Source organism: Nocardioides panacihumi (assembly GCF_039530925.1).
GTDB lineage: Bacteria > Actinomycetota > Actinomycetes > Propionibacteriales > Nocardioidaceae > Nocardioides > Nocardioides panacihumi.
The window spans coordinates 687,138-707,430 of the sequence record NZ_BAAAPB010000001.1 but is presented as its reverse complement, the minus strand read 5'-3'; the positions used below and the strand labels follow the sequence as shown (position 1 = coordinate 707,430).

General features: G+C 70.5%; 20 protein-coding genes and 1 pseudogene. 11 read left to right on the top strand and 10 right to left on the bottom strand.

Translation table 11 applies throughout. The features are described 5' to 3' along the window. The first annotated feature begins 422 nt into the window (after positions 1–422). The 3 genes from ABD205_RS03400 to ABD205_RS03390 all read left to right on the top strand — a co-directional run bounded on the left by ABD205_RS03400 (position 423) and on the right by ABD205_RS03390 (position 4,274). Positions 423–1,454 carry an alpha/beta fold hydrolase gene (locus ABD205_RS03400; RefSeq protein ID WP_344042415.1) on the top strand — a complete coding sequence of 344 codons (1,032 nt, stop codon included), beginning with the start codon at positions 423–425 and terminating at the stop codon, positions 1,452–1,454. A 172-nt stretch (positions 1,455–1,626) separates the two neighbouring features. Beyond that, positions 1,627–2,172: a GNAT family N-acetyltransferase gene (locus tag ABD205_RS03395; protein ID WP_344042413.1), complete on the top strand. Its 546-nt coding sequence runs from the start codon at positions 1,627–1,629 to the stop codon at positions 2,170–2,172. Continuing rightward, positions 2,136–4,274 (top strand): MDR family MFS transporter, encoded by a 2,139-nt coding sequence (locus ABD205_RS03390; RefSeq protein ID WP_344042411.1) that lies wholly within the window; start codon positions 2,136–2,138, stop codon positions 4,272–4,274. Before ABD205_RS03395 ends, ABD205_RS03390 begins: the two co-directional genes overlap by 37 nt. A gap of 23 nt (positions 4,275–4,297) precedes the next feature. Here ABD205_RS03390 and ABD205_RS03385 read toward each other — a convergent pair whose 3' ends face one another. Next, entirely contained in the window at positions 4,298–4,747 is a 450-nt protein-coding gene (locus ABD205_RS03385) for an Lrp/AsnC family transcriptional regulator (RefSeq protein WP_344042409.1), read from the bottom strand. Positions 4,748–4,909: 162 nt separating this feature from the next. Here ABD205_RS03385 and ABD205_RS03380 point away from each other — a divergent pair, with 162 nt between their 5' ends. Both ABD205_RS03380 and ABD205_RS03375 read left to right on the top strand, forming a co-directional pair. Continuing rightward, positions 4,910–8,452, top strand: coding sequence for an indolepyruvate ferredoxin oxidoreductase family protein (locus ABD205_RS03380; RefSeq protein ID WP_344042407.1), 3,543 nt, complete (start codon positions 4,910–4,912; stop codon positions 8,450–8,452). A gap of 185 nt (positions 8,453–8,637) precedes the next feature. After that, entirely contained in the window at positions 8,638–9,561 is a 924-nt protein-coding gene (locus ABD205_RS03375) for an EamA family transporter (RefSeq protein WP_344044448.1), read from the top strand. Between the two features lie 92 nt (positions 9,562–9,653). Here the strand turns inward: ABD205_RS03375 and ABD205_RS03370 are convergent, their stop codons facing one another. Together ABD205_RS03370 and ABD205_RS03365 are read right to left on the bottom strand one after the other, a co-directional pair. Beyond that, on the bottom strand, positions 9,654–10,688 hold the full coding sequence (locus tag ABD205_RS03370) for an alpha/beta hydrolase (RefSeq protein WP_344042405.1): 1,035 nt from the start codon (positions 10,686–10,688) through the stop codon (positions 9,654–9,656). A gap of 223 nt (positions 10,689–10,911) precedes the next feature. Beyond that, entirely contained in the window at positions 10,912–11,571 is a 660-nt protein-coding gene (locus tag ABD205_RS03365) for an FMN-dependent NADH-azoreductase (protein WP_344042403.1), read from the bottom strand. Here ABD205_RS03365 and ABD205_RS22610 point away from each other — a divergent pair. Next, positions 11,510–11,893 (top strand): annotated as a pseudogene (locus tag ABD205_RS22610) (MarR family winged helix-turn-helix transcriptional regulator); the annotation flags it as partial. The gene ABD205_RS03365 and the pseudogene ABD205_RS22610 sit on opposite strands and share 62 nt — an antisense overlap. Before the next feature lie 283 nt (positions 11,894–12,176). On the opposite strand, the gene ABD205_RS03360 reads toward ABD205_RS22610, so the two are convergent. Continuing rightward, on the bottom strand, positions 12,177–12,548 hold the full coding sequence (locus ABD205_RS03360) for a nuclear transport factor 2 family protein (protein WP_344042401.1): 372 nt from the start codon (positions 12,546–12,548) through the stop codon (positions 12,177–12,179). A 64-nt stretch (positions 12,549–12,612) separates the two neighbouring features. Then, positions 12,613–13,401, bottom strand: coding sequence for a class I SAM-dependent methyltransferase (locus ABD205_RS03355; protein WP_344042399.1), 789 nt, complete (start codon positions 13,399–13,401; stop codon positions 12,613–12,615). A gap of 122 nt (positions 13,402–13,523) precedes the next feature. Here ABD205_RS03355 and ABD205_RS03350 point away from each other — a divergent pair, with 122 nt between their 5' ends. Then, positions 13,524–13,979: a group II truncated hemoglobin gene (locus ABD205_RS03350; protein WP_344042398.1), complete on the top strand. Its 456-nt coding sequence runs from the start codon at positions 13,524–13,526 to the stop codon at positions 13,977–13,979. A 58-nt stretch (positions 13,980–14,037) separates the two neighbouring features. Here ABD205_RS03350 and ABD205_RS03345 read toward each other — a convergent pair whose 3' ends face one another. Further along, on the bottom strand, positions 14,038–14,436 hold the full coding sequence (locus ABD205_RS03345) for a hypothetical protein (protein WP_344042396.1): 399 nt from the start codon (positions 14,434–14,436) through the stop codon (positions 14,038–14,040). 205 nt (positions 14,437–14,641) lie between these two features. On the opposite strand from ABD205_RS03345, the gene ABD205_RS03340 reads away from it, so the two are divergent. After that, positions 14,642–15,151 (top strand): SigE family RNA polymerase sigma factor, encoded by a 510-nt coding sequence (locus ABD205_RS03340; protein ID WP_344042394.1) that lies wholly within the window; start codon positions 14,642–14,644, stop codon positions 15,149–15,151. Continuing rightward, complete coding sequence (locus ABD205_RS03335; RefSeq protein ID WP_344042392.1) at positions 15,148–15,981, top strand: hypothetical protein; 834 nt, start codon at positions 15,148–15,150, stop codon at positions 15,979–15,981. Before ABD205_RS03340 ends, ABD205_RS03335 begins: the two co-directional genes overlap by 4 nt. Positions 15,982–16,028: 47 nt before the next feature. Here the strand turns inward: ABD205_RS03335 and ABD205_RS03330 are convergent, their stop codons facing one another. Then, positions 16,029–16,166, bottom strand: a complete 138-nt coding sequence (locus ABD205_RS03330; RefSeq protein WP_344042390.1) for a hypothetical protein — start codon at positions 16,164–16,166, stop codon at positions 16,029–16,031. 369 nt (positions 16,167–16,535) lie between these two features. On the opposite strand from ABD205_RS03330, the gene ABD205_RS03325 reads away from it, so the two are divergent. Continuing rightward, positions 16,536–16,802 (top strand): TM2 domain-containing protein, encoded by a 267-nt coding sequence (locus ABD205_RS03325; protein ID WP_344042388.1) that lies wholly within the window; start codon positions 16,536–16,538, stop codon positions 16,800–16,802. 341 nt (positions 16,803–17,143) lie between these two features. Then, complete coding sequence (locus tag ABD205_RS03320) at positions 17,144–18,037, top strand: alpha/beta fold hydrolase (RefSeq protein WP_344042386.1); 894 nt, start codon at positions 17,144–17,146, stop codon at positions 18,035–18,037. Here ABD205_RS03320 and ABD205_RS03315 read toward each other — a convergent pair. The 3 genes from ABD205_RS03315 to ABD205_RS03305 form a co-directional block, all read right to left on the bottom strand. After that, a complete protein-coding gene (locus ABD205_RS03315; protein ID WP_344042384.1) occupies positions 18,034–18,492 on the bottom strand; it encodes a hypothetical protein in 459 nt (152 codons plus the stop codon). The genes ABD205_RS03320 and ABD205_RS03315 overlap by 4 nt on opposite strands. 171 nt (positions 18,493–18,663) lie before the next feature. Then, positions 18,664–19,722: a TolB family protein gene (locus tag ABD205_RS03310; protein WP_344042382.1), complete on the bottom strand. Its 1,059-nt coding sequence runs from the start codon at positions 19,720–19,722 to the stop codon at positions 18,664–18,666. Positions 19,723–19,796: 74 nt separating this feature from the next. After that, positions 19,797–20,279: an ASCH domain-containing protein gene (locus ABD205_RS03305; RefSeq protein WP_344042380.1), complete on the bottom strand. Its 483-nt coding sequence runs from the start codon at positions 20,277–20,279 to the stop codon at positions 19,797–19,799. Positions 20,280–20,293 lie beyond the last annotated feature (14 nt).

Genomic DNA, 20,293 nt, shown 5'->3' with positions numbered 1-20,293 from the left:
CGCTTTCCCCTCCACTCGCTTCGAGTTGCTATCCAGCAGGTTGCCCTCGCCAACCGGCTCCTCACCCAAGCGGCGAAAGGCGCCCGCGGCCACATCCCACTCGCGACAGCGATCAACGCCGACCGCTGGACATCCGCATCCTCACCGGACTGCGGCGACGAAGCACCGAACCACTGCGACGAACGCGCACGCCGGCGCGTTGACGCAGCTCGAGGCTGCTCCCGTTCAGGTCCCTTGCCCCCGCGCCGCACGTGTGTCGCCCGGACCGAATGCGGCAGTGTGACGCACCTCCGCGATCCGCGCTGCCGGCAGATCAGCGGGCCTCCGGACGGTACGAGAGGAGTGCCCACCAGCGGTGCATTTCCCGCTGCTGGGCTGGCAACGGGGTGTGCGGGCGCGGCGGCTGCTGCTTCACTGGTGAGGTGCTGGCGCACACGCAACGTTTGGGGACAGCCCCGCTGGACGGGGGCGGAAGCGTGGCGTACGGGGTGACCGGGTCCGGGCCGATACTGCTGGTCGTGCCGGGCTGGCTCAGCCAGCTCGACCTCGGCTGGTCCATCCCGGCCGAACGCATGTTCCATGAGGCGCTTTCATCGGGACGGACCCTGGTCCGTTACGACCGTCCTGGCTGTGGACTGTCCGATCCGTACGTCGGACCGCGGACCATGGCACTCGAGCTGGAGACGATCAGCGCGGTGCTCGAGGCCGTCGGCGCAACAGGCGTCGAGCTGTTCGGATGGTCGCTGGGAGCGGCGGTCGCCGCCCAGTGGGCAGCCGAGCGACCCGAGGCAGTCAGGCGTCTCGTTCTCTACGGCGGATGGACGTCGGGTGCTGCCATCGGTGATGCCGACAGCCGGCAGCATGTGCTGGGGCTGATCGCGACGCACTGGGGTCTCGGCTCCGACCTCCTCACCGATCTGTTCGCTCCTGACGCGGACCCGGGGACTCGCCGGATACTGGCCCAGTACCAGCGGTCCGCCTCGACTGCCGACACGGCGGTCGCACTGCTCCGCCTCGCCTACGAGCTCGACATCCGTGCTGCCCTCCATCGAATCTCCGCGCCGACGCTCGTGCTCCACCGACGGGGAGACCGGGCGGCACCCGTCGACGAAGGCAGGGCCCTCGCCGCTGGCATCCCTGGCGCCGACCTGGTGGAGATGGAGGGTCGGTCGCACCTGCCGGCCATGGGTGATGCCAAGGCGGTGGTGGACCAGGTGCGAGGCTTCCTGGGCCTGCCCCCGCTTCGGCGCGTGGTCGCGACCGGCCTGACTCCTCGTCAGATGGAGGTTGCGGCACTCGTGGCCGACGGCCTCACCAACCGGGAGATCGCGGATCGCCTCGGGATCACCGAGAGGTCCGCGGAGTCCCACGTGGAACGCATCCGCCTCCGGCTCGGGTTCAGGTCCCGGGCCCAGGTGGCTGCCTGGTACGTCGCACGGGAGCCGAGCAAGTGAGGTAGTTCCACGGCTGTGGCGGCCGACCCGACGGCGGAGCATGAAGTGGTGTCCCGAAACCGCGTGCATCTCCTCCTCCCGACCGCCGCCTGGATCACTGGTGTCGGCCTGATGGAGATGGCGCGATCCCGGGTCAACCAGGAGCGCAACGACCACCGCAGGAGGCAGCGCCATGCCCACATGCATCACTGAAGCCGTTCCCACAGCCGTCGGCACCGGGGCCCCCACCCGTTCGGGCGTCGAAGGAGTGAAGCTGAGACCCCTACGCCCCGACGACTCGGCCGCTGTGCTCGCAGTCTTCGCCGGAATGGGGCCGCGCTCGCGCGAGCTCCGATTCCTGGCATCGAAGACCCGGCTCACGGGGGCGGACCTACGGCATCTGAGCGCTGTCGACGGATGGGGCCACGTGGGAGTGGTGGCGGTGGCTCGACGCGCCCGGCCCATCGGCATCGCCAGGTTCATCCGGGACCGCGCCGACCACGACTCGGCCGAGGTCGCTGTGGAAGTCGTGGACGAGTGGCAGCACAGAGGTGTCGGAACGGCGCTGTTGCTCGAGTTGCGCCAGCGCGCGATCGACGCCGGCGTACGCCGGTTGAAGGTGTTCGTCTCACCCGACAACGCAGCTGTCCTCCGGCTGCTGGCCCGAACGCCCGGCGCTGTCACGATGCTGTCCACCGATCGATGGATGACCGAGTACGTCGTGTCGCTCGCCCGCTGAGCACCGGCGGTGTACGTCCGCGGAACGTCGCGGCTAGGTTGAGAGCCGTGACGGCAGCAACCGTCGAGGAGGTCGCTCCGGGCGATTCCGAGGCCAATCTGCAGGGCGCAGCGCGGATCGCCGCGTTCGCGCTGATCGCGGGCGGGATGCTCCTCGCGGCTCTGGACAGCACGATCGTCTCGACGGCACTGCCGACGATCGTCGGCGACCTCGGTGGAGCGAGCCACCTCTCGTGGGTCGTCACCGCCTACATGCTCACCGAGACGGTCGCGACGGCGCTCGGCGGCAAGCTCGGCGACCTGTACGGGCGCAAGACGATCTTCATGGTCTCGATCGTCATCTTCGTCGGCGCCTCCGCGCTGGCGGGCGCGAGCGGGTCGATGACCTGGCTGATCGTGGCCCGCGCGATCCAGGGACTCGGTGGCGGCGGTCTGACGGTCACGGCGACGGCGATGATCGCCGACATCATCCCGCTCCGCGACCGCGGCAAGTACCAAGGCGCCCTCGGCGCCGTCTTCGGTGTCACGACGGTGATCGGCCCCTTCCTGGGCGGCGTCTTCACCGACAACCTCTCCTGGCGCTGGGTCTTCTACGTCAACGTCCCGATCGCGATCGTGATCCTGATCGGTGCCGTCAAACTGCTGCCCTCGGTCAAGGGCGACGGCCGGCCGGTGATCGACTACTGGGGCATCACGTGGATCACGGCCGCCTCCACGATGCTGGTGCTCGGCACGACGTGGGGCGGCAGCGAGTACGCCTGGGGCTCGGCCACGATCATCGGGCTGTTCGTGGGTGCCGCCGTGGCGCTGGTGCTCTTCGTCTGGGCGGAGTCGCGGGCGGCCAGCCCGATCCTGCCGTTGCGCCTGTTCCGCGCCAACGTCTTCACGGTCAGCTGCGTGCTCAGCTTCATCGTCGGCTTCGCGCTGATGGGGACGATGACCTACCTGCCGACGTTCATGCAGTACTGCCTCGGGGTGTCGGCGACCGCGTCGGGCGTGCGCACGTTCCCGATGGTGGTCGGCCTCCTGGTCGCCTCGATCGTCGCCGGCAACGTCGTCTCGACCACGGGCCGTTACAAGATCTTCCCGATCGTCGGCGGAGCGGTGATGGCCGTCGGCGCCTACCTCCTCTCGCGGCTCGACCAGCACTCCGGCGTCTGGGCGACGTCGGTCGCCATGCTGGTGCTCGGCGTCGGCATCGGACTCTCGATGCAGGTCCTGGTCCTCATCGTGCAGAACACCGTCGAGTACGCCGACCTCGGCGTCGCGACCTCCGCCGTCAGCTTCTTCCGGACGATGGGCAGCACCTTCGGGGCGGCCGTGCTCGGCAGCGTCTACACCAACGCGCTGGGTGACCGTCTCCCGGGCGCGCTCGCGGCGGCCGGCGTACCGCCGTCTGCGGTCTCGACGCCGGATGCCCTGAATGCTCTTCCCGCCGAGGTCGCCGACATCGTCCGGACGGCCTACGCCGACTCCTTCCAGGTCGTCTTCGCCGCCGCGATCCCGCTGGCGCTTCTCGCGATGGTGCTGGCGATGTTCCTCAAGCAGGTGCCACTGCGTGGCCTGGTCGCGCCGACCGCCGGTGAGGTCGGCCGCGGCTTCGGAATGCCCGACGACCGGAGCAACATCGAGCAGCTCGAGGCGCAGATCGTCAGCGTGGTCCGCAGTCGCCGCGCCGTCGCGATCCGCGACCGCATCCTGGCCCGCGACGACATCCCGAACGACGCGATGGTCTGGGCGGTCATGGAGACCGCCATCCACACCTATCGGCACGGTGAGGGGCCGACGATCGAGCAGATGGCCGAGCGGCACCTGCTCCCGCCGGGAGTGCTGCGGCCGAGCCTGGACACCGCCATCGCCGACGGGCTGCTGGTCGAAGTCGGCGATGGGACCGACGGCTTCGCCCTCACGGACGAGGGCACGGCGACGGTGCGACGGATCCTGGCCGCCCTGCACGACGGGCTCGTCCGCGAGATCGAGGCCGAGTACGGCCGCACCCTCGACGAGACCGAGCGACGCGACGTCGGGCGGGTGGCCTGGCGGCTCGCGAACGAGAGGATGGCGCTCGAGTACGAGGCTCGACACCGCCGTGACCTGGTCTGACAGCGGCGCCCCTGGTCGGTGCCTCAGCCGTGCCGGGTCCACTGCTCGAGCACGACGAGGGTCTTCGTGCTGGCGATCGCGCCACCGGAGCGCAGGGAGCTGACGACCCGGCGCAGGTCCTCGACACCCTCGACGCGGATGCGCACGAGCGCGTCCGGGTCGCCGGCGAGGGTGAGCACCTCCTCGACCTCGGGGATCTGCGCGACGAACTCCATGATCTGCGCCAGGTCGAGGTCGTCGGAGAACTGAAGCTCGGTCATCGCCTCGATGCCGGTCGCGATCCGGCCGTGGTTGACCTGCACGGTGTAGCGCTCGATCACGCCCAGGTGCTCCAGCCGCGCGATCCGGCGCTGCACCGGCGCGACCGTCAGGCCGACGGCTGTCGCGATCTCGCGCAGCGGGCGTCGGGCGTTCTCGCGCAGGAGGTCCAGGATCGCACGGTCGGTGTCGTCGATGGTCGCCAGTTCCGCCACGCAACAGACTCTAATCGACACGTCCACTCTGTTGCGTGGAGAGCCGGCCGAAGACCGCAGGAGTTGCGGATCGTCGCCAAACCCGACGTCAGGAGTTGTGACCGGGCCCACGTGGGCCGCATGCTCGTGTCGCCGCACCCCCCGCGCCAGGAGAGCCAGCCGATGACCGTCACCGCCGACCGGCCCACCGCCGAAGCAGCTCCCGAGAGCCGCACGCCCTACGACCTCGACGACCGTTTCCGCCACGCGGCCCCGCCCGTCCTGCTGACCGGCGTCCAGGCGATCGCGCGCCTGCTCGTCGAGCACCGTGCGCTCGACCGGCGCCGCGGCCTGCGTACGGCGTCGTTCGTCTCCGGCTACCAGGGCAGCCCGCTCGGGGGCCTCGACAAGATGCTCGGCGACATGCGCGACGTCCTCGACGAGAACGACATCCGTTTCGTCCCCGGTCTCAACGAGGAGCTCGCGGCGACGGCGGTCTGGGGCAGCCAGATCGAGCTGCCCCTGGGCACCGGCACCCACGACGGCGTCACCGGCTTCTGGTACGGCAAGGGACCCGGCGTGGACCGCGCCACCGACGCGCTGCGGCACGCCAACATGTACGGCGTCAACGCCCGCGGCGGCGCCGTGCTCCTCGTCGGCGACGACCCGGCGTCGAAGTCCTCGACCGTGCCGGCGGTCAGCGAGCGGTCGCTCGCCGCGCTCGGCATCCCCGTCCTCTTCCCCCGCAACGCGGCCGAGATCGTCACGCTCGGCCTGCACGCCATCGAGCTGTCCCGTACGTCGGGCTGCGTCGTCGCGCTCAAGATCGTCGCCGACGTCGCCGACGGCGCGTGGGTCGTCGACTCCTCCGCGGCCGACGTGGACCCGGTCGTCCCCCCCATCGAGTGGGAGGGTGCTCCGTACTCCTACCAGCAGCGCCCGATGGTCGTCCGGCCGGACGCCATCGTCAGCGCCGAGGCCGACCTCGTCGGTCCTCGGACCGAGCTCGTCCGGGCGTACGCCGCCGCGAACGCGCTCGACGTCGTCGAGGTCGACCCCCCGAACGCCACCGTCGGCTTCCTGGCCTCCGGCAGCTGCTTCGACTCCATGCGGCAGGCGATGGCCGACCTCGGCGTGACCGACGAGGCCCTGGCCGCCGCCGGGATCCGGGTCCTGCGGCTCGGTCTGATGAGCCCGGTCGCTCCCGACACCATCCGCCGCTTCGCCGAGGGTCTGGACCGGGTCGTCGTGATCGAGGACAAGACCTCGTTCGTCGAGACCCAGGTCCGCGAGATCCTGTACGGCACCGCGAACGCGCCGCAGATCCTCGGCAAGCGCGACGCCGACGGCCGCACCCTCGTCCCGGCCAACGGCGAGCTCACCTCCGGCCGACTGCTCGCTCCGATGCGGCACCTGCTGCAGGACGTCGTGACGATCACGCCGCCGGCGGCGAAGCGCACGCCGCTCCCGCTGCTGTCGACCAGCCGGGGGGCGTACTTCTGCAGCGGCTGCCCGCACAACCGGTCCACGGCGATCCCCGAGGGCTCGATGGGCGGCGGCGGCATCGGCTGCCACGTCATGGTGACCATCTCCGACCGCGAGGACAGCGCCGTCACCGGCGTCACCCAGATGGGCGGTGAGGGTGCGCAGTGGATCGGCCAGGCGTGGTTCACCGACGCCGGGCACATCTTCCAGAACGTCGGCGACGGCACCTTCTTCCACTCCGGGCAGCTCGCGGTCCAGGCCTGCATCGCCGCCGGCGTGAACATCACCTACAAGCTGCTCTACAACGAGGTCGTCGCCATGACCGGCGCCCAGGACGCCGAGGGCGCCCTCACGGTGCCGCAGCTGACCCACAAGCTGCGCACCGAGGGCGTCAAGCAGATCGTCGTCTGCGCCGAGGACCCGAGCCGGCACCGCCGTCGCGACCTCGCGCCGGGCACCCTGCTCTGGGACCGCGACCGCCTCGACGAGGCCCAGCGGATGCTGCGCGACGTCCCCGGTGTGACCGTGCTGATCTATGACCAGCACTGCGCCGCAGACGCCCGGCGCCAGCGCAAGCGCGGCGGCCTTCCCGCCCGCACCCAGCGCGTGCTCATCAACGAGGCGGTCTGCGAGGGCTGCGGCGACTGCGGTGCGAAGAGCAACTGCCTCTCGGTCCAGCCGGTCGAGACCGAGTACGGCCGCAAGACCCGCATCGAGCAGACCTCGTGCAACACCGACTACAGCTGCCTCGACGGCGACTGCCCGTCGTTCGTGACCGTGGAGACGGCGCCGCGCAAGCGTCCTACCCGTGCCAAGTCGCAGCGCCAGAAGGGCGGCAAGCGGGCGGGCTTCCCGACCCCGCCGTCCGTCGCGCCCAGCGCGGCCGACGAGACGGTGACCGACACCCAGAACGTCTTCATGGTCGGCATCGGCGGCACCGGCATCGTGACGGTCAACCAGGTGCTCGCGACCGCGGCGCTGCGGGCCGGGTACGCCGTCGAGTCGCTCGACCAGACCGGTCTCAGCCAGAAGGCGGGACCCGTCACCGGGCACCTGCGGTTCGCCGCCGGTGACCTCGAGCCCGCCAACCGGCTCACGCCGGGCTCTGCGGACTGCTTCCTCGGGTTCGACCTCCTCACCCTCGCCGAGGACCGCAACCTGTCCTACGGCAGCGCCGCCTCGACCCGGACGGTGCTGTCGACCAGCCGCACGCCCACCGGCGCGATGGTCTACGACCCGACGGTCGTCCACCCCGACGAGGCCGACCTGCTGGAGCGGGTCCGCACGGTGAGCGCCGAGATGTTCGACTTCGACGCGCTCGAGGCTGCTGACCGCATCTTCGGCAACACCGTCGCCGCGAACTTCCTGCTCGTCGGCGCGGCCCACCAGACCGGCGCCCTGCGCCTGCCGGCGGCCGCCATCGAGGAGGCCATCGGGATCAACGGCACCGCCGTCGCGGCCAACGTCGCCGCCTTCCGCTGGGGCCGCGTGGCGGTCGCGGACCCCGTGGCCTTCGCCGCGGCCGGGACGGCCTCCGCGCCGGCGTCCCCGGTCCGCGAGCTGCCCGTCCCCGCGTCCGTCGCGTCCTCCGGCCTCGAGGGGGAGGTGCTGCGCCTGGTCGCCAAGCGCGCCACCGACCTCGTCGGCTACCAGGACGAGAAGCTGGCCGACTCCTACGTCGAGCTCGTCTCGCGGGTCGCGGCCGCTGAGCGCGCCGTGACCAGCGAGACCCGGTTCAGCGAGGCCGTCGCCCGCCACCTGTTCAAGCTGACGGCCTACAAGGACGAGTACGAGGTCGCCCGACTCCTCACCGACCAGGAGTTCCTCTCCTCCGCCGGTGAGTCGTTCCCGGGCGGCACGGTCTCGTTCAAGCTCCACCCGCCGGTGCTGCGGGCGATGGGCCGCAAGAAGAAGATCTCCTTCGGGCCCCGCTCGCACGGATCGCTCCGGGCGCTGGCCCGGATGAAGGCCCTTCGCGGCACCCGCGCCGACGTCTTCGGCTACGCCCACCTCCGCAAGGTCGAGCGCGACCTGCGCGACCACTACCGCACGATGGTCGCCGACCTGGCCGCGTCCTTCGGCGCCGGCTTCGACCAGGCGTCGTACGACCGGGCCGTTCAGCTCGCCGAGCTCCCCGACATGGTGCGCGGCTACGAGTCGGTCAAGCTGGGCAACGTCGAGCGGTACGCGTCCTCCCTGCGCGAGCTGGGTGTCGAGCCGCCGGTATCGGCGCGAGGCTGACGTGACTCCTGACGTGGCTCCGGACGCGCGCTGAGCGTGCGTCCGGAGCCACGTCAGCGCGCAGACGAAAACTGCCAGAAACTCGTCGACAACCGGCCAATCTGCCGCAGGGGGCAATAGCCACGCGAGTGCCGGGCGTTCTGCCAGGGAGGATCGGCGACGAGGAGGAGGACGCTGTGGTGGCCATGCGGTCGAAGCTGGGACTGATCGTCGTCGCTCTCGCGATCGTGTACGTCGTCTGGGGCTCGACCTACCTCGCGATCCGGGTCGTCGTGAAGGAGATGCCGCCACTCGTCGGCATGGGCAGCCGCTTCCTGCTCGCCAGTGCCGTCCTCGCCGTCATCCTCAAGCTCCGCGGCGTCGACCTCCGGGTCACCCGCGCCGAGCTGGCGGGCTCGGCGCTGCTGGGTCTCATGCTGCCCTTCCTCGGCAACGGCCTGGTCGCGGTCGGTGAGGACCACGGTGCACCGAGTGGCGTCGCCGCACTGCTGGTCGCCGCCGTGCCGATCTGGGTCACCCTCTACCGGTTCCTCTCCGGAGACCGGCCGCGACGGTGGTCGGTGGTCGGCGTACTCCTCGGCTTCGTCGGCCTGGCGTGGCTCGTGCTCGGCGGGCGGGGCGCCGGCGACGTCCCTCTCCTCGGCGCCTCCCTCGTGCTGGTCGCGAGCTCCTTCTGGGCGTTCGGCTCGTGGGTGCAGCCGCGGCTGACGCTGCCCCGCAACTCCTTCGTGATCACCGTCCACGAGATGTGGACGGGCGGCGCGCTGATGATCAGCGCAGGCCTGCTGCGCGGCGAGACGGTCAGCCCGGGGTCGTACGGCGTCCACACGTGGATCGCCTGGGGCTACCTCGTCCTCGTCGGCTCGGTCGTCGCGTTCAGCGCCTACGTGTGGCTCCTCGGCAACGCGCCGATCGGCCTGGTCGCGACCTACGCCTACGTGAACCCGGTGGTCGCGGTCTTCCTCGGCTGGCTGATCCTGTCCGAGCCGGTGACGAGCGCCGTCGTGATCGGTGGTCTCGTCATCGTCGCCGCGGTGGCCATCGTGATCACCGTCGAACGTCCGCGGGACCGGGACGAGGCCCCGGCCCTCGAGCCCGAGGCGGCCTGACGCAACCAGGCGCGGGCAGCGAGCCGGCGCCGTCGCGAACGTATCTGCGTGTTCGCATCCTGGTCCCGCGCCTCGAGGGACCCTGGCGGCGACTACCGCAGCACTCGCCTCAGGAACGAGAGCGTCGACCCGTACGCATCGCGCGCCGCGGGGAGGTCGAGGTGGAACTGGTACTCGTGCGGCAACGCTGGCTCCACGTCGTCCGCGTAGAACACCGCGGTGCAGTCGACGCCGAGCCGTTCGAGCCGGGCTGCGAGCGCCTTCGACTGCCTGGTGGTGAGGGGATCGCCGTTGCCTCCCGAGATCCAGGTGGCCGGGAAGTCGGCCGTGACCTGTTCGAGCGTCGACATCTCGTGCGCGGCGAGCAGCTGGCCGCCCGGCGAGCCGCGCCCGACGCGACGGCCCAGGTAGGCCCACAGCGCGATGCGGAAGCCCCAGCCGCCCAGGCCGGGCGCCTCCGGAACGCTGCTCACGTCGTAGATCCCGCAGTTGAGCACGACGCCACGCAGCTGGGCAGGCGTGAGCGCCGGCTGCAGCCCGGTCTCCTCGGCATAGCCGCGATTCGTGACCGCGGTCGCGAGCTGGCTCGTGAGGTTCGCGCCCGCGGAGTCGCCGGCGACGACGATGCGTGACGGATCGACCCGAAGCTCGTCGGCGTGCTCGAGGACGTGGCCGAGGGCAGCGTTCAAGCTGGTCACCGACGCTGGGTAGGTGCGCTCGGGCGCGAGCGGGTAGGACACCGCGATCGTGGTGAAGCCCTCGTGCGCCAGCCTCCGGACGTAGGGGCGCACGTCGACCTTGTCGCCGGAGATCCAGGCGCCCCCGTGGATCCACACGACAGTCGGCAACGCCCCGTCCGCTGGCTCCGGCGAGAACACGTCGAGGCGGGTGCGGGCGCCCTCGTCGCCGTACGCGATGTCGAGCGTCTCGGCCAACCCGCCGGTGGGCACGTGCCTCGCCATCTCGGCGCACGTCCTCTTCGCATCGCGTTCGAACAGCGCACGGATCACCATCGCCGCCGGCCACGGTGACACCAGCGCGACCCCGACCATCCCGGCGGTGGCGGCCCCTGCCGTGAGCGACAGGAGCCGGGTCAGGTGTCGATGCCGCGGTCGACGGATCCTCACGTGCCGACGATAGTCACCTGCCGACTGCTCGGACATCGGGCGCGGTCACGCTCGGACGCTGACGATCGTCTTCCCCCTGACACGCTCCCTGGAGTTGGAGGTTGCGATGGCATCGTCGAGGGATGCCGTGGCTCCGATGGTGGGCCGCAGTCGCCCGTCACGCACGCGGCTCACGATCTCGACCAGCTGCCCGCGGTCGGCCTCGACGACGCCGCCCGCCTGCCTATCCCGCCAGCGCAGCGGGCTCGGCCGGGGCCAGGAACTGACGAGCGATCGTGGCGGCCCGGGCGTGTGCGTCGCGACGACCGGGCTCGGGGTCCGCGGTCGCCAGGTTGGGGCGGAACGTGATGCTGTGGATGTCGTCGATGCCGGCCCAGCGCAGCCAGTCCTCGAAGTACGGCTGCTGGAAGTCGTTGCCGAACCCCGGGCCACGGTCGGGGCCGTAAACGGCGCCGGTGTAGATGACAGCCACTCGCTTGTTCTGGAGCAGGCCGGTGTAGCCCGTGGCGGGGTCGAATCCGAAGATCATGCCGGGCTGGCTGATGACGTCGATGAGCTGCTTGAGGATGTAGGGCACCGAGGCGTTCCACATCGGCACGGTGAAGAGGTAGTAGTCCGCGGAGTCGAAGCGCTCGAACGCGTCGCGCGCGGCCCGCCATGCGACGGCCTCGTCGCCCTCGGGGTCGGCGCCACCGAAGATCGCCATCTTGGCCGCAGCGGCGGGCGGCCCGAACTCGGGGAGGGTGCCGTCCCAGAGGTCCCAGTGCTCGACGGTGACGTCGGGATGGGTCGCGCGCAGCTCGTCGAGGAACGTCGTCGCGATGGCGAGCGACTCGGAGCGCTGGCCGCGGGGCGAGGCGGAGATGTGCAGCAGGGTGGTCATGGTCGTGCCTTTCGGAAGTTGTGTGCGTAGGCACATAGTTCTATCAAGGTGTGTGCGCACGCACAAGTCTTGGTATCCTGCGGTCATGCCGACGGACCTGTCCGACACCTGGGGTGCGTTGCTCAAAGTCCACGCCGCGCTGGTGCCGCGCGTGGACCGCGAGCTGCAGGAGGCCCACGGTCTGCCGCTGACGTGGTACGACGTCCTGCTCGAACTGAACGGCGCGCCGGACGGGCGGCTCACCATGGGCCAGCTCGGCTCGGTCGCCGCCGTGAGCCGCACCCGGGTCAGCCGGGTCGTCGACGAGCTGACGCGGGCCGGGCTGGTGACGCGCGAGCCGAACCCGGAGGACGGTCGATCGGCGTTCGCCGCCCTAACTCCGCCGGCCGGACGGCGCTGCGAAAGGCAGCGCCCACGTACGTCGCCGTGGTGCGACGCGAGTTCGCCGACCATCTCAGCGCCCGCGAGGCCGAGGTCCTGGCGGGGGCACTGCGCAAGGTGCTTGCCGCCGGGGCGCAGGGGCGGTGAACGCTCGCCACCTGTCGTACGCCGACGTCCCGAGCGTTGAAGTCGCGACTCGGCGACCACGCGGCCCGTCCGGTCCGTCAGTCCCGTCGTGGCCCTGCGTGACCGGCGAGGCACGTCCAGTGGGTCGCCACCCGCACCCAGACCTGCGTCATCGGCATGCGGAACGACTCGGCCCGGCCGTCCGTTGAGAGCACCACGTCAACCACGTCGGCGAGCAGGACGGCTGTGTCGCCGACGACGACGACCTCGACGTCGCTCAGGTCCTGCGAGCGCCAGACCCGCCCCTCGGTGTTCCGGCGGACGTACTCCGCTCTGTCGTAGGTCTCGCCCGCGTGCGTGGTCCACCTGAACTGCTCGTGCAGGAGAGCTGCGAGTCGCTCGGCGTCGCCCGCCACGAGTGCAGATGCCCGCTGGCGGGCCGCCTCGATGACTTCCTCCTGAGCGCCCACGGACATCAGCCTGACACGCGGCAGGGGCAGCCGGGTCCAGCACGATCCGGGCGTCGTGCCGCGGTCAGGCGGGCTTGACCGCGCGCGTCGCGAAGTAGCCAGGCATGTACTGCGACGTCGGACTGGCTTGGTGACGCGCCTCGGCGAACCCGGTGATGACGAACCCTGCGGCGAGCTGACCACCGAGCTGGTCGGCCATCGAATGGCTGTATTCCAGCGGCGCATGGGGACCGAAGGCCCGCTCGCGCTCGGTCGCCGTGAGATGGGTCAGGTCGGAGTACGGAAGGGCGTGCCGGACGACGAACTCGCCCCGCGCATCCAACGCCTCGGCGTCGAAGATGTAGGTGTCGGGATTGATGAACCCCGCCAGCAGGGCACCACCGGGTCGCAGCACCCGGAAGCACTCCGTCCAGACCGGCGCGAGGTCGGGGCAGAACACGTTGGACACCGGATGCAGGATCAGGTCGAAGCTGGCGTCCTCGAACACGCTCAGATCCCGCATGTCGCCCAGCACCGTACGCAGCGTCAGCTTGTCGCGGGCGGCCACCTCCTCGTCGCGCTCCAGCTGCCGGGGTGAGTTGTCGAAGACGGTGACCACGGCGCCGGTCGCCGCCAGCACCGGACCCTGCTGCCCGCCCCCGGCCGCGAGAGCCAGGACGCGAACGCCTGTCATCTCAACGGGAAACCAGTGTCGGTCCACCGGCTCGTAACCGATCAGCACCACCGACCACTCGCCGTGGCGGGCGCGCTCGACCACGTCCGACGAGACGGGCACCGTCCACTCGTTGCCCTCGTCGGCCTGGGAGTCCCACGCGGATCGGTTGTGCAGCACAGGGTCGAGTTCAGCCGCCACGGATCGACACTATCCGGCCCGCGGCCCGTGGGAGCCCGACCTCGCCACACTCGCGAACATCGGCATGAGCGACTGCGTCCTCGCGGCAGATCCGCACGCCGACGGTCTGCGACGATGCAGGCATGGACTCGGGGACCTCGCTGTACGACGCCGTCGGTGGCACCGACGGGTTGCGCAGGCTCAGTCAGACCTTCTACGAGCATGTCCTGGCGGACGAGGTGCTGGCCCCGGTCTTCGCCACCTTCACGCCGAGCCACGTCGAGCTCGTCGCCGTGTGGCTGGCCGAGGTGTTCGGCGGCCCTCCGGAGTTCACCGAGCTCCACGGTGGTCACCAGCGGCTGCTGCGGAGCCATCTCGGCCTGGGCATCCGCGACGAGCACCGGACGCGTTGGCTCGAGCTGATGGCGCAGGCGATCGATGAGGTGTTGCCAGGCGAGCCGCAGACCCGGGATGCGCTGATGGCGTACTTCGAGTGGGGCACTGCGATCGCACAGGAGGTGTCGCAGAGCCCGGTCGGCTCCGACCTCGGTGATCCCGGACCGGTCCCGCGGTGGACGAGGTCCGGCCTGGCGGAGTAGCCCGCCTCGTCGTTCAGGCGCCGAGCTCGGGACTCGGTTGCGGTCGGGCCCCGGCCGATCAGCCGGGCAGCCAGCCCGGCCACCAGGACGGGTGTCCGCCCGCACACGCGACAACGCCGCCGTCCGGGTAGTCCGGTGAAGGGGCCGTCACCTGGAGCGTCACGGCGACCACGACGGCGTAGGAGGCGAGCACCGCGAGTAGCGCCGTACCGACCGGCAGCACGTGCCGCCAGACGCCGCCGACCACGACGCAGCCGAGGACGAGGAAGGGCGTCGCCAGGGTGAGACCCATCATCGCGGAGCCGGCGTTGACGCCGACGTCGCACGCGATGGTGGCCTCCGCGCGCAACCGCCACGCGAGGTAGACCGCGGCGAGCGCGAACGGCACCACGATCGACCACGGCAGGCGCCGGGTGCGCGAGGTCTCGGCGTCGGCGCCGGGCACGAGGTCGGTCACGGGCCGATCCAAGCACGACTGCCGCCGAACCGGCGCAGATCGCGTATCAGCGGGATAGTGGTTGCGAGGGATTTCATCCAGCACGCCGGTGGTCCAGCGAGGGTCGCCGGTCCGGGTGCCTGGTGGCGTCGTGGTCGCCAGATTTCGACGAACCGGATCGGCCCGTCACCGCGTTACAGGTATGAGGAGGCACAGGAGGTGGGCGATGGATACCGACGAGGACTTCCGAGAGTTCGTCACCGTCCGCTGGGCGTCGCTCTACCGGCTGGCTTACCTGCTCGCGGCGTCCCCGACCGGCGCGGAAGACCTGTTGCAGACCGCCCTGGAGAAGGCGTACGTGAACTGGTCGCGGATCGGTCGGATGGAACACGCCGAGGCCTACGTACGCCGGATGCTCGCCAACGCACTGGTCTCGAGCCGGCGACGCGCCTCGTTCGGTGAGCGGCCGACCGATGAGCTGCCCGAGGCGATCGGCGACTCCGTCGAGGAGCCCGTCCTCGACCGGCGACTGATGTGGCCGCTTGTCTGCGCGCTCCCGGCGCGGCAGCGCGCGGTGATCGTGCTGCGCTACTACGAGGACCTGACCGAGGCGCAGATCGCGGACGTCCTCCGGTGCGCGCCCGGGACGGTGAAGTCTCAGTCGTCGGCCGCGATCGGGGCCCTTCGGCGGGCCTTGACCGCGTCGGGCATCGGAGAGGCGGTGAGCGAGTCATGAACCTCGACCAGCATCTTCGGGCTGAGCTCGGACGCGAGGCCGACCGACAGCACGCACCCGCACCCGATGTCGAGTCGCTCATCAGGGGAGGCAGGGCCCGCCGTCGCCGGCGTACGGCGGCACGGGTCGGCGTCGCCGCCGCCGTGGCGGTGCTCGTCGGGCTGGGTGCGTACGGCGTCGCGAGGATCGGTTCCGGGGGCACGGCCGAGCCGACCACGCCATCCCGTGCGGCGACCCCGAAGACCTACGAGGACACCGGGGGCGGCACGCTCGCGCCGGGCACCTATCGGATGCTCGTCGGCGTCGACGGCACGGGCGCCGAGATCCACGCCGACGTCACGTTCGACGACGCGAGCTGGGGGGCCGACGACTATCCGGTGCTGTACGACACGCTCGGCGGGGCCGGCAGTGGCGGCGTAGCCGTCTACGTGCCGCAAGGGCTGTCGGCCGGGACCGGCTGCCTCCTGAGCGCGCTGAACACGAACCTGGCCGACACACCCGCGTTGCTCGGGGATCAGCTCACCGAGCTCCCGCAGAGCACGGTCCTCCAGTCGCCCGGCCCGGTGCAGATGCTGGGTCGTCCGGCCGTGCACGTGCAGCTGCGGATCAAGAACCGCTGCGCCGATGTGTACCGGGTGGCGCAGACGCCGTACGGCGGCCACGGCATCACGTACGAGCCGGTGCGACCGGTCGTCATCGACTTCTGGGTCATGGACGTGCGCGGGGCGTCGGTCATCGTCGAGACGTGGCACGAGGTGGACGTGTCGAGCCAGATGGTCGATCGGCTCGCCCGCACCCGGGACTCAATCACCTTCGTGACCGGTGGGTGACCGGCGGGTCGGTCGCGAGACGGTGCAGCGACGTCGCAAACCACGACCTACGTGCCGTGGCCGGACTCGAGGATTCCTTGGATGAGCACCTGAGACCCGGCCCCGGCGTGGCGAAGGCCGTCCACGACGTACTCCGCGCTGCGCAGGCTGAGGGTGGCCGGCAAGGTCACCGGAGCGCTCTCCATCAGATCAGCGATCCCGGCGCAGTCGTGCCCACGCCACCGAGACCCTTGACCTCCCCACGATCGCAATACTGGAGCACCGATGCCCGCGCGGAGGGCCGTTTCCGGATGGCGGTGGACGTCGAGCGTCCTCCATGTCGAAGGCCCGCCGAACGACGGTCGGCGGGCACACGGCTGGCCGGGGACGTTGGTCCTCTCTACATGCGAAGTGCGCGACGCGGTCGAAGGCGTCTGCGAGGGTCCGCAAGTAAAGAGCCGGCCGAAGCTCGTGCCGTGGCTCCCGGCATCCCTGGATGGTCGTCTGCTGAACCCGCCTCTGCGGGCATCGCCGACAGGGCCATCCTCGACAACAGTCAGAAAGGTTGAACATCCGTGACCACTACCGTCACCGTTCCGACCCGTCGGGTCAACAAGGTCGTCTTCGTCCTGCTGTGCTTCTTCTTCGGCAGCCTCGGCGTCGACCGCTTCATGCGCGGCCAGGTCGGGCTCGGCCTCTTCAAGCTCCTGATCGGGTGGTGGGCGACGTTCGGCATCTGGCCGCTCGTCGACTTCATCATCGCGCTCGTCAAGCTCGGCAAGTACCAGGACGACTTCATCTTCGACAACGCCGGACGGTGGGTTGAGCCGACCGCGCTCTGAGCCCCTTCACCCCTGCGCCCACGGCAGCATTGCTGCCGTGGGCGCTGTCGTTCCCGCGAGGATCGCACCTCGGCTGCGGCCGATCCGACAACTCGAACTCGCCAGCGAGCGCCGGACCGACGCGTCTGCCCGATCCCGATCCTCCTGGCGGGTTGGCGTGCGGAAATCTCGCGAGCGCGTGGACTGGTCGTGCGGTACTGTCCCCTTCGCCGCGACGACCGTAGGAGGTGAGCACCATTTTCGTTTCCGTCTGCTGGGTGCTCCAGTCCACGGTGGCGCGTCGTTCGACCTGAGCTCGACGCCTTCCTGGCAGCGCCCGACCTCCAGGAAGGCGTCATGCCATGCACCTCTTCGCTCCCGACGGCACCCGGCTGTCCTACCGTCGCGTAGGAACGGGCGCTCCGCTCGTCTGCGTCCCGGGCGGCCCCCTGCTGTCAGCCGACTACCTCGGTGACCTCGGCGGTCTCGATGCCCACGCCGAGCTGATCCTTCTCGACCACCGCGGAAGCGGTGCGTCGGACTCACCGGCGGACGCGACCTCCTTCCGCTGCGACCGCGTCGTCGAGGACATCGAGGCTCTCCGTGTCCACCTGGGCGCGGAACGACTCGCTCTCCTGGGCCACTCCGCGGGCGCGAACGTCGTCTACCGCTACGCCGAGCGGTATCCCGAACGAGTCGACCGGTTGATCCTGGTGACGCCGAGCACGCGAGCGCTCGCGATCGAGATCAGCGACGAGGCGCGGTCCGAGGTCGCGCGCTCACGGGAGGGCGAGCCCTGGTATCCGGCCGCCTCGGCAGCCCTCGCCCGCATCCAGGCCGGTGAAGCAGGCGCGGCCGACTGGGCGATGCTCGCGCCGTTCAGCTACGGACGCTGGGACGAGGAGGTCGCCGCGTACGACGCCCGGATGGAGGCCGAGCGCGATGTCGAGGCGGCCCGGATGTTCGAGAGCGAGGGCGCCTTCGATCCGCCCCGCACGAGAGCAGCGCTCGCGGAGCTCGACATCCCCGTGCTCGTCCTTGCCGGCAGCGTCGACGTCGGGAACCCGGTGGGTGCGATGGTGGCCGTCGCCGCCCTCTTCCGCTGCGGCGAGCTGGTCGTCCAGGAGCAGGCCGGTCACTTCCCCTGGATGGACGAGCCGGCGACCTTCCGGACGATCGTGGCCGCTCGCCTCGACCGTGTCGCGTCGCCGACGGCTCGGCTCTCGAGCGGTCTTGCCGACGGTGGATGCCCCTAGGCTTCCGCCGCGATCGATGTCGCGGGACGAGCCGGGGTCTCGACGGAACCGCCCGAGCCGGGCAGAAGCCCGTCCCGCATCCGCTCCTCCTCCAGCTCGGCGTAGAGGTGTCGGATCAGGTCGCGCTGTTCGAGCTCAGACGACAGCTGCCCCCGATTGAGCCGGTAGATGATGCTGGCGTACCTCGCCCTGCGCTGGAGGTGCCACCGCCAGCGCCCGTCGAACGACAAGACCCGCGTCGCCGCGATGAAGAAGGCGGCCAGTGCGGCGAGGACCGAGGCGATGAGCGGTTCCACGGTGGCGACGACACCGGCTGCCCCGGAGGCGAGCAGCGAGCAGATGGTGCCCCAGTTGTACATGAGCGAATCGATGCCACCCGAGTGGCCCCGGAACAGCCTGGCGAGCTCGTCGTACAACGGCTTCGCCTCGGCAGGGAGGCCATCGGCCAAGGGCATCGGGACTCCGACGTACCTGTCATCACGCAGCGACATGACAGGTCCGCCCATCCCTGACCTGCACGGAGCCGATCTCGTGCAGCGCAACGACCATTGACATGTTTCCTCCCGAGGTTCGACCTGTCACGTGCGCGCGGCTGCGGGTGTCGACGGGGCGACCTGCTCGCGGCCTCACCTCCCTGTGCCATCGACACCTGCGAGCGGTTCTGCCGACGCGCCCGCGACGAGCTGACCGCGGGCGTCCAGCAGGGGTTCGAAGCTGCTTCCGTCCGGGCTCAGCCAGCCGGTGGCCGTGTCGCCGTTGTGGATCGAATGGATCGTCAGCAGGCGGGTCCCGTACCGGTGGACGGTGTAGTACCGCTCCCCGGTCGCAGCGTGGGTGATCGATCGCTCGCGTCCCGTGCCGAGGTCGAGCGCGTACACGTCGCTGACCCGGAGGAGGTCGAGCGGGGAGTCGCCGTCCCACCTCGCGTACGGCTTCGCGTCGCTCGCCGTGTAGTAGATGGCCGTGCCGTCCGCGCTCCACGCCGGTGTCTGGATCGCGCGGTGGGGCGGGCTCACCGTGTGCAGCGACGACAGTCCCTGACCGATGTCCATCGTGGCGACCACCGGTCTGTGGCTTCCGACGACGACGAAGGCCAGACGGTCGTCGTCGGCGGAGAACGCGACGTCGCTCAGCACACCGCGCCTCTCGAACTCGAGCTCGGAGCCCGTCGCCAGGATGCGCACGCGGATCTGCCACGTCGGCTCACCGGGCCTGGAGGTCATGAACGCCAGTCGGGTGCCGTCGTGTGACCAGTCGAGACCCCATCCGGGGACGCAGCGACGGCACAGGGGCAACTGCCCGGCGTTGCTGCCGTCGGAGTCGGCGACCCACAGGCCTTCGTCTCCGCCCGCACCGATGCCGACGTAGGCGACCTTCCTCCCGTCCGGGGACAGGGCGATGGGCGCGGTCAGCTTCACGTTCGGCATCAGCCGGCGCCGTCCGTCCGCACCGACGAGGATCAGCGCGCCGGTCGGACCCACGACGGTGACGCTGGGTGCCGGCGCTGAGGCGGGCTGCGTCCGGTGGCCTCCGTGATGGGTCACGGTGAACGCGGTCGCGGCCAGGATCCCGGCTGCCGCCACGGTGAGCCAGGTCGTACGCCGGTGCCCGCGGCGAGGGACCTCGTTGGTGAGGACCTCGTACGCCGGGTCGAGGTCGCCGTCGGGACGCTGCTGCTCGAACATCGTCAGTCCTTCACGGATGCGTCAGGTGCGGCCTGCGCCTCCACTGAGTAACTGGCTCGTACCCAGCTCGACCTTTACACCTGAACGGGCGGCCACGCCACCTCGAAGCGCTCGAAGACGAGCTCGAGCTGCTCATCGACGGTGGTGCCCAGCAGCGCTGGTGAGCGCTTGAAGTACCGGAGATGGGCATCGACCCACCACTCCCGCGTCCGGTCCCCTTCGCCCTCGTCCCAGGCGAACTCGTCGTCCACGCTGCTCAGAGGGCCGATGCGCAGCTCCGTGCTGCGCAGGATCACTCGGGGTCGCCCTGCGCCGTCCGCCACGATCCAGTGGTCGCCGATGCGAGGTAGCGGCTGCCCTTCGGCTCGAAACTCAGCCACCGCAGCCACCGTCGCCCGCTTCGGTCCCCGAAGGACGAGTCCGAGCAGCTCATCGGCCATGTCCGCGGAGTCGCCGAACCGGTCGACCGGTGGCATCGCTTCGTCTGCGTGCTCCGGATGCTCGCCGACGTACTCGGCCCAGATGGTCGCGGCGGACTGGAGGTCGAGCTCATCCATCGTCACAGCATGCA

Excerpts from the sequence above, each read along its gene's own strand:
- ABD205_RS03395 (WP_344042413.1), top strand. The coding sequence starts at position 1,627 with ATGCCCACATGCATCACTGAAGCCGTTCCCACAGCCGTCGGCACCGGG.
- ABD205_RS03380 (WP_344042407.1), top strand. The coding sequence starts at position 4,910 with ATGACCGTCACCGCCGACCGGCCCACCGCCGAAGCAGCTCCCGAGAGC.
- ABD205_RS03315 (WP_344042384.1), bottom strand. The coding sequence starts at position 18,492 with ATGCCCTTGGCCGATGGCCTCCCTGCCGAGGCGAAGCCGTTGTACGAC.
- ABD205_RS03320 (WP_344042386.1), top strand. The coding sequence starts at position 17,144 with ATGCACCTCTTCGCTCCCGACGGCACCCGGCTGTCCTACCGTCGCGTA.
- ABD205_RS03365 (WP_344042403.1), bottom strand. The coding sequence starts at position 11,571 with ATGACCACCCTGCTGCACATCTCCGCCTCGCCCCGCGGCCAGCGCTCC.
- ABD205_RS03350 (WP_344042398.1), top strand. The coding sequence starts at position 13,524 with ATGGACTCGGGGACCTCGCTGTACGACGCCGTCGGTGGCACCGACGGG.
- ABD205_RS03335 (WP_344042392.1), top strand. The coding sequence starts at position 15,148 with ATGAACCTCGACCAGCATCTTCGGGCTGAGCTCGGACGCGAGGCCGAC.
- ABD205_RS03340 (WP_344042394.1), top strand. The coding sequence starts at position 14,642 with ATGGATACCGACGAGGACTTCCGAGAGTTCGTCACCGTCCGCTGGGCG.
- ABD205_RS03375 (WP_344044448.1), top strand. The coding sequence starts at position 8,638 with ATGCGGTCGAAGCTGGGACTGATCGTCGTCGCTCTCGCGATCGTGTAC.
- ABD205_RS03330 (WP_344042390.1), bottom strand. The coding sequence starts at position 16,166 with ATGGAGAGCGCTCCGGTGACCTTGCCGGCCACCCTCAGCCTGCGCAGC.
- ABD205_RS03310 (WP_344042382.1), bottom strand. The coding sequence starts at position 19,722 with ATGTTCGAGCAGCAGCGTCCCGACGGCGACCTCGACCCGGCGTACGAG.
- ABD205_RS03390 (WP_344042411.1), top strand. The coding sequence starts at position 2,136 with ATGGATGACCGAGTACGTCGTGTCGCTCGCCCGCTGAGCACCGGCGGT.
- ABD205_RS03305 (WP_344042380.1), bottom strand. The coding sequence starts at position 20,279 with ATGGATGAGCTCGACCTCCAGTCCGCCGCGACCATCTGGGCCGAGTAC.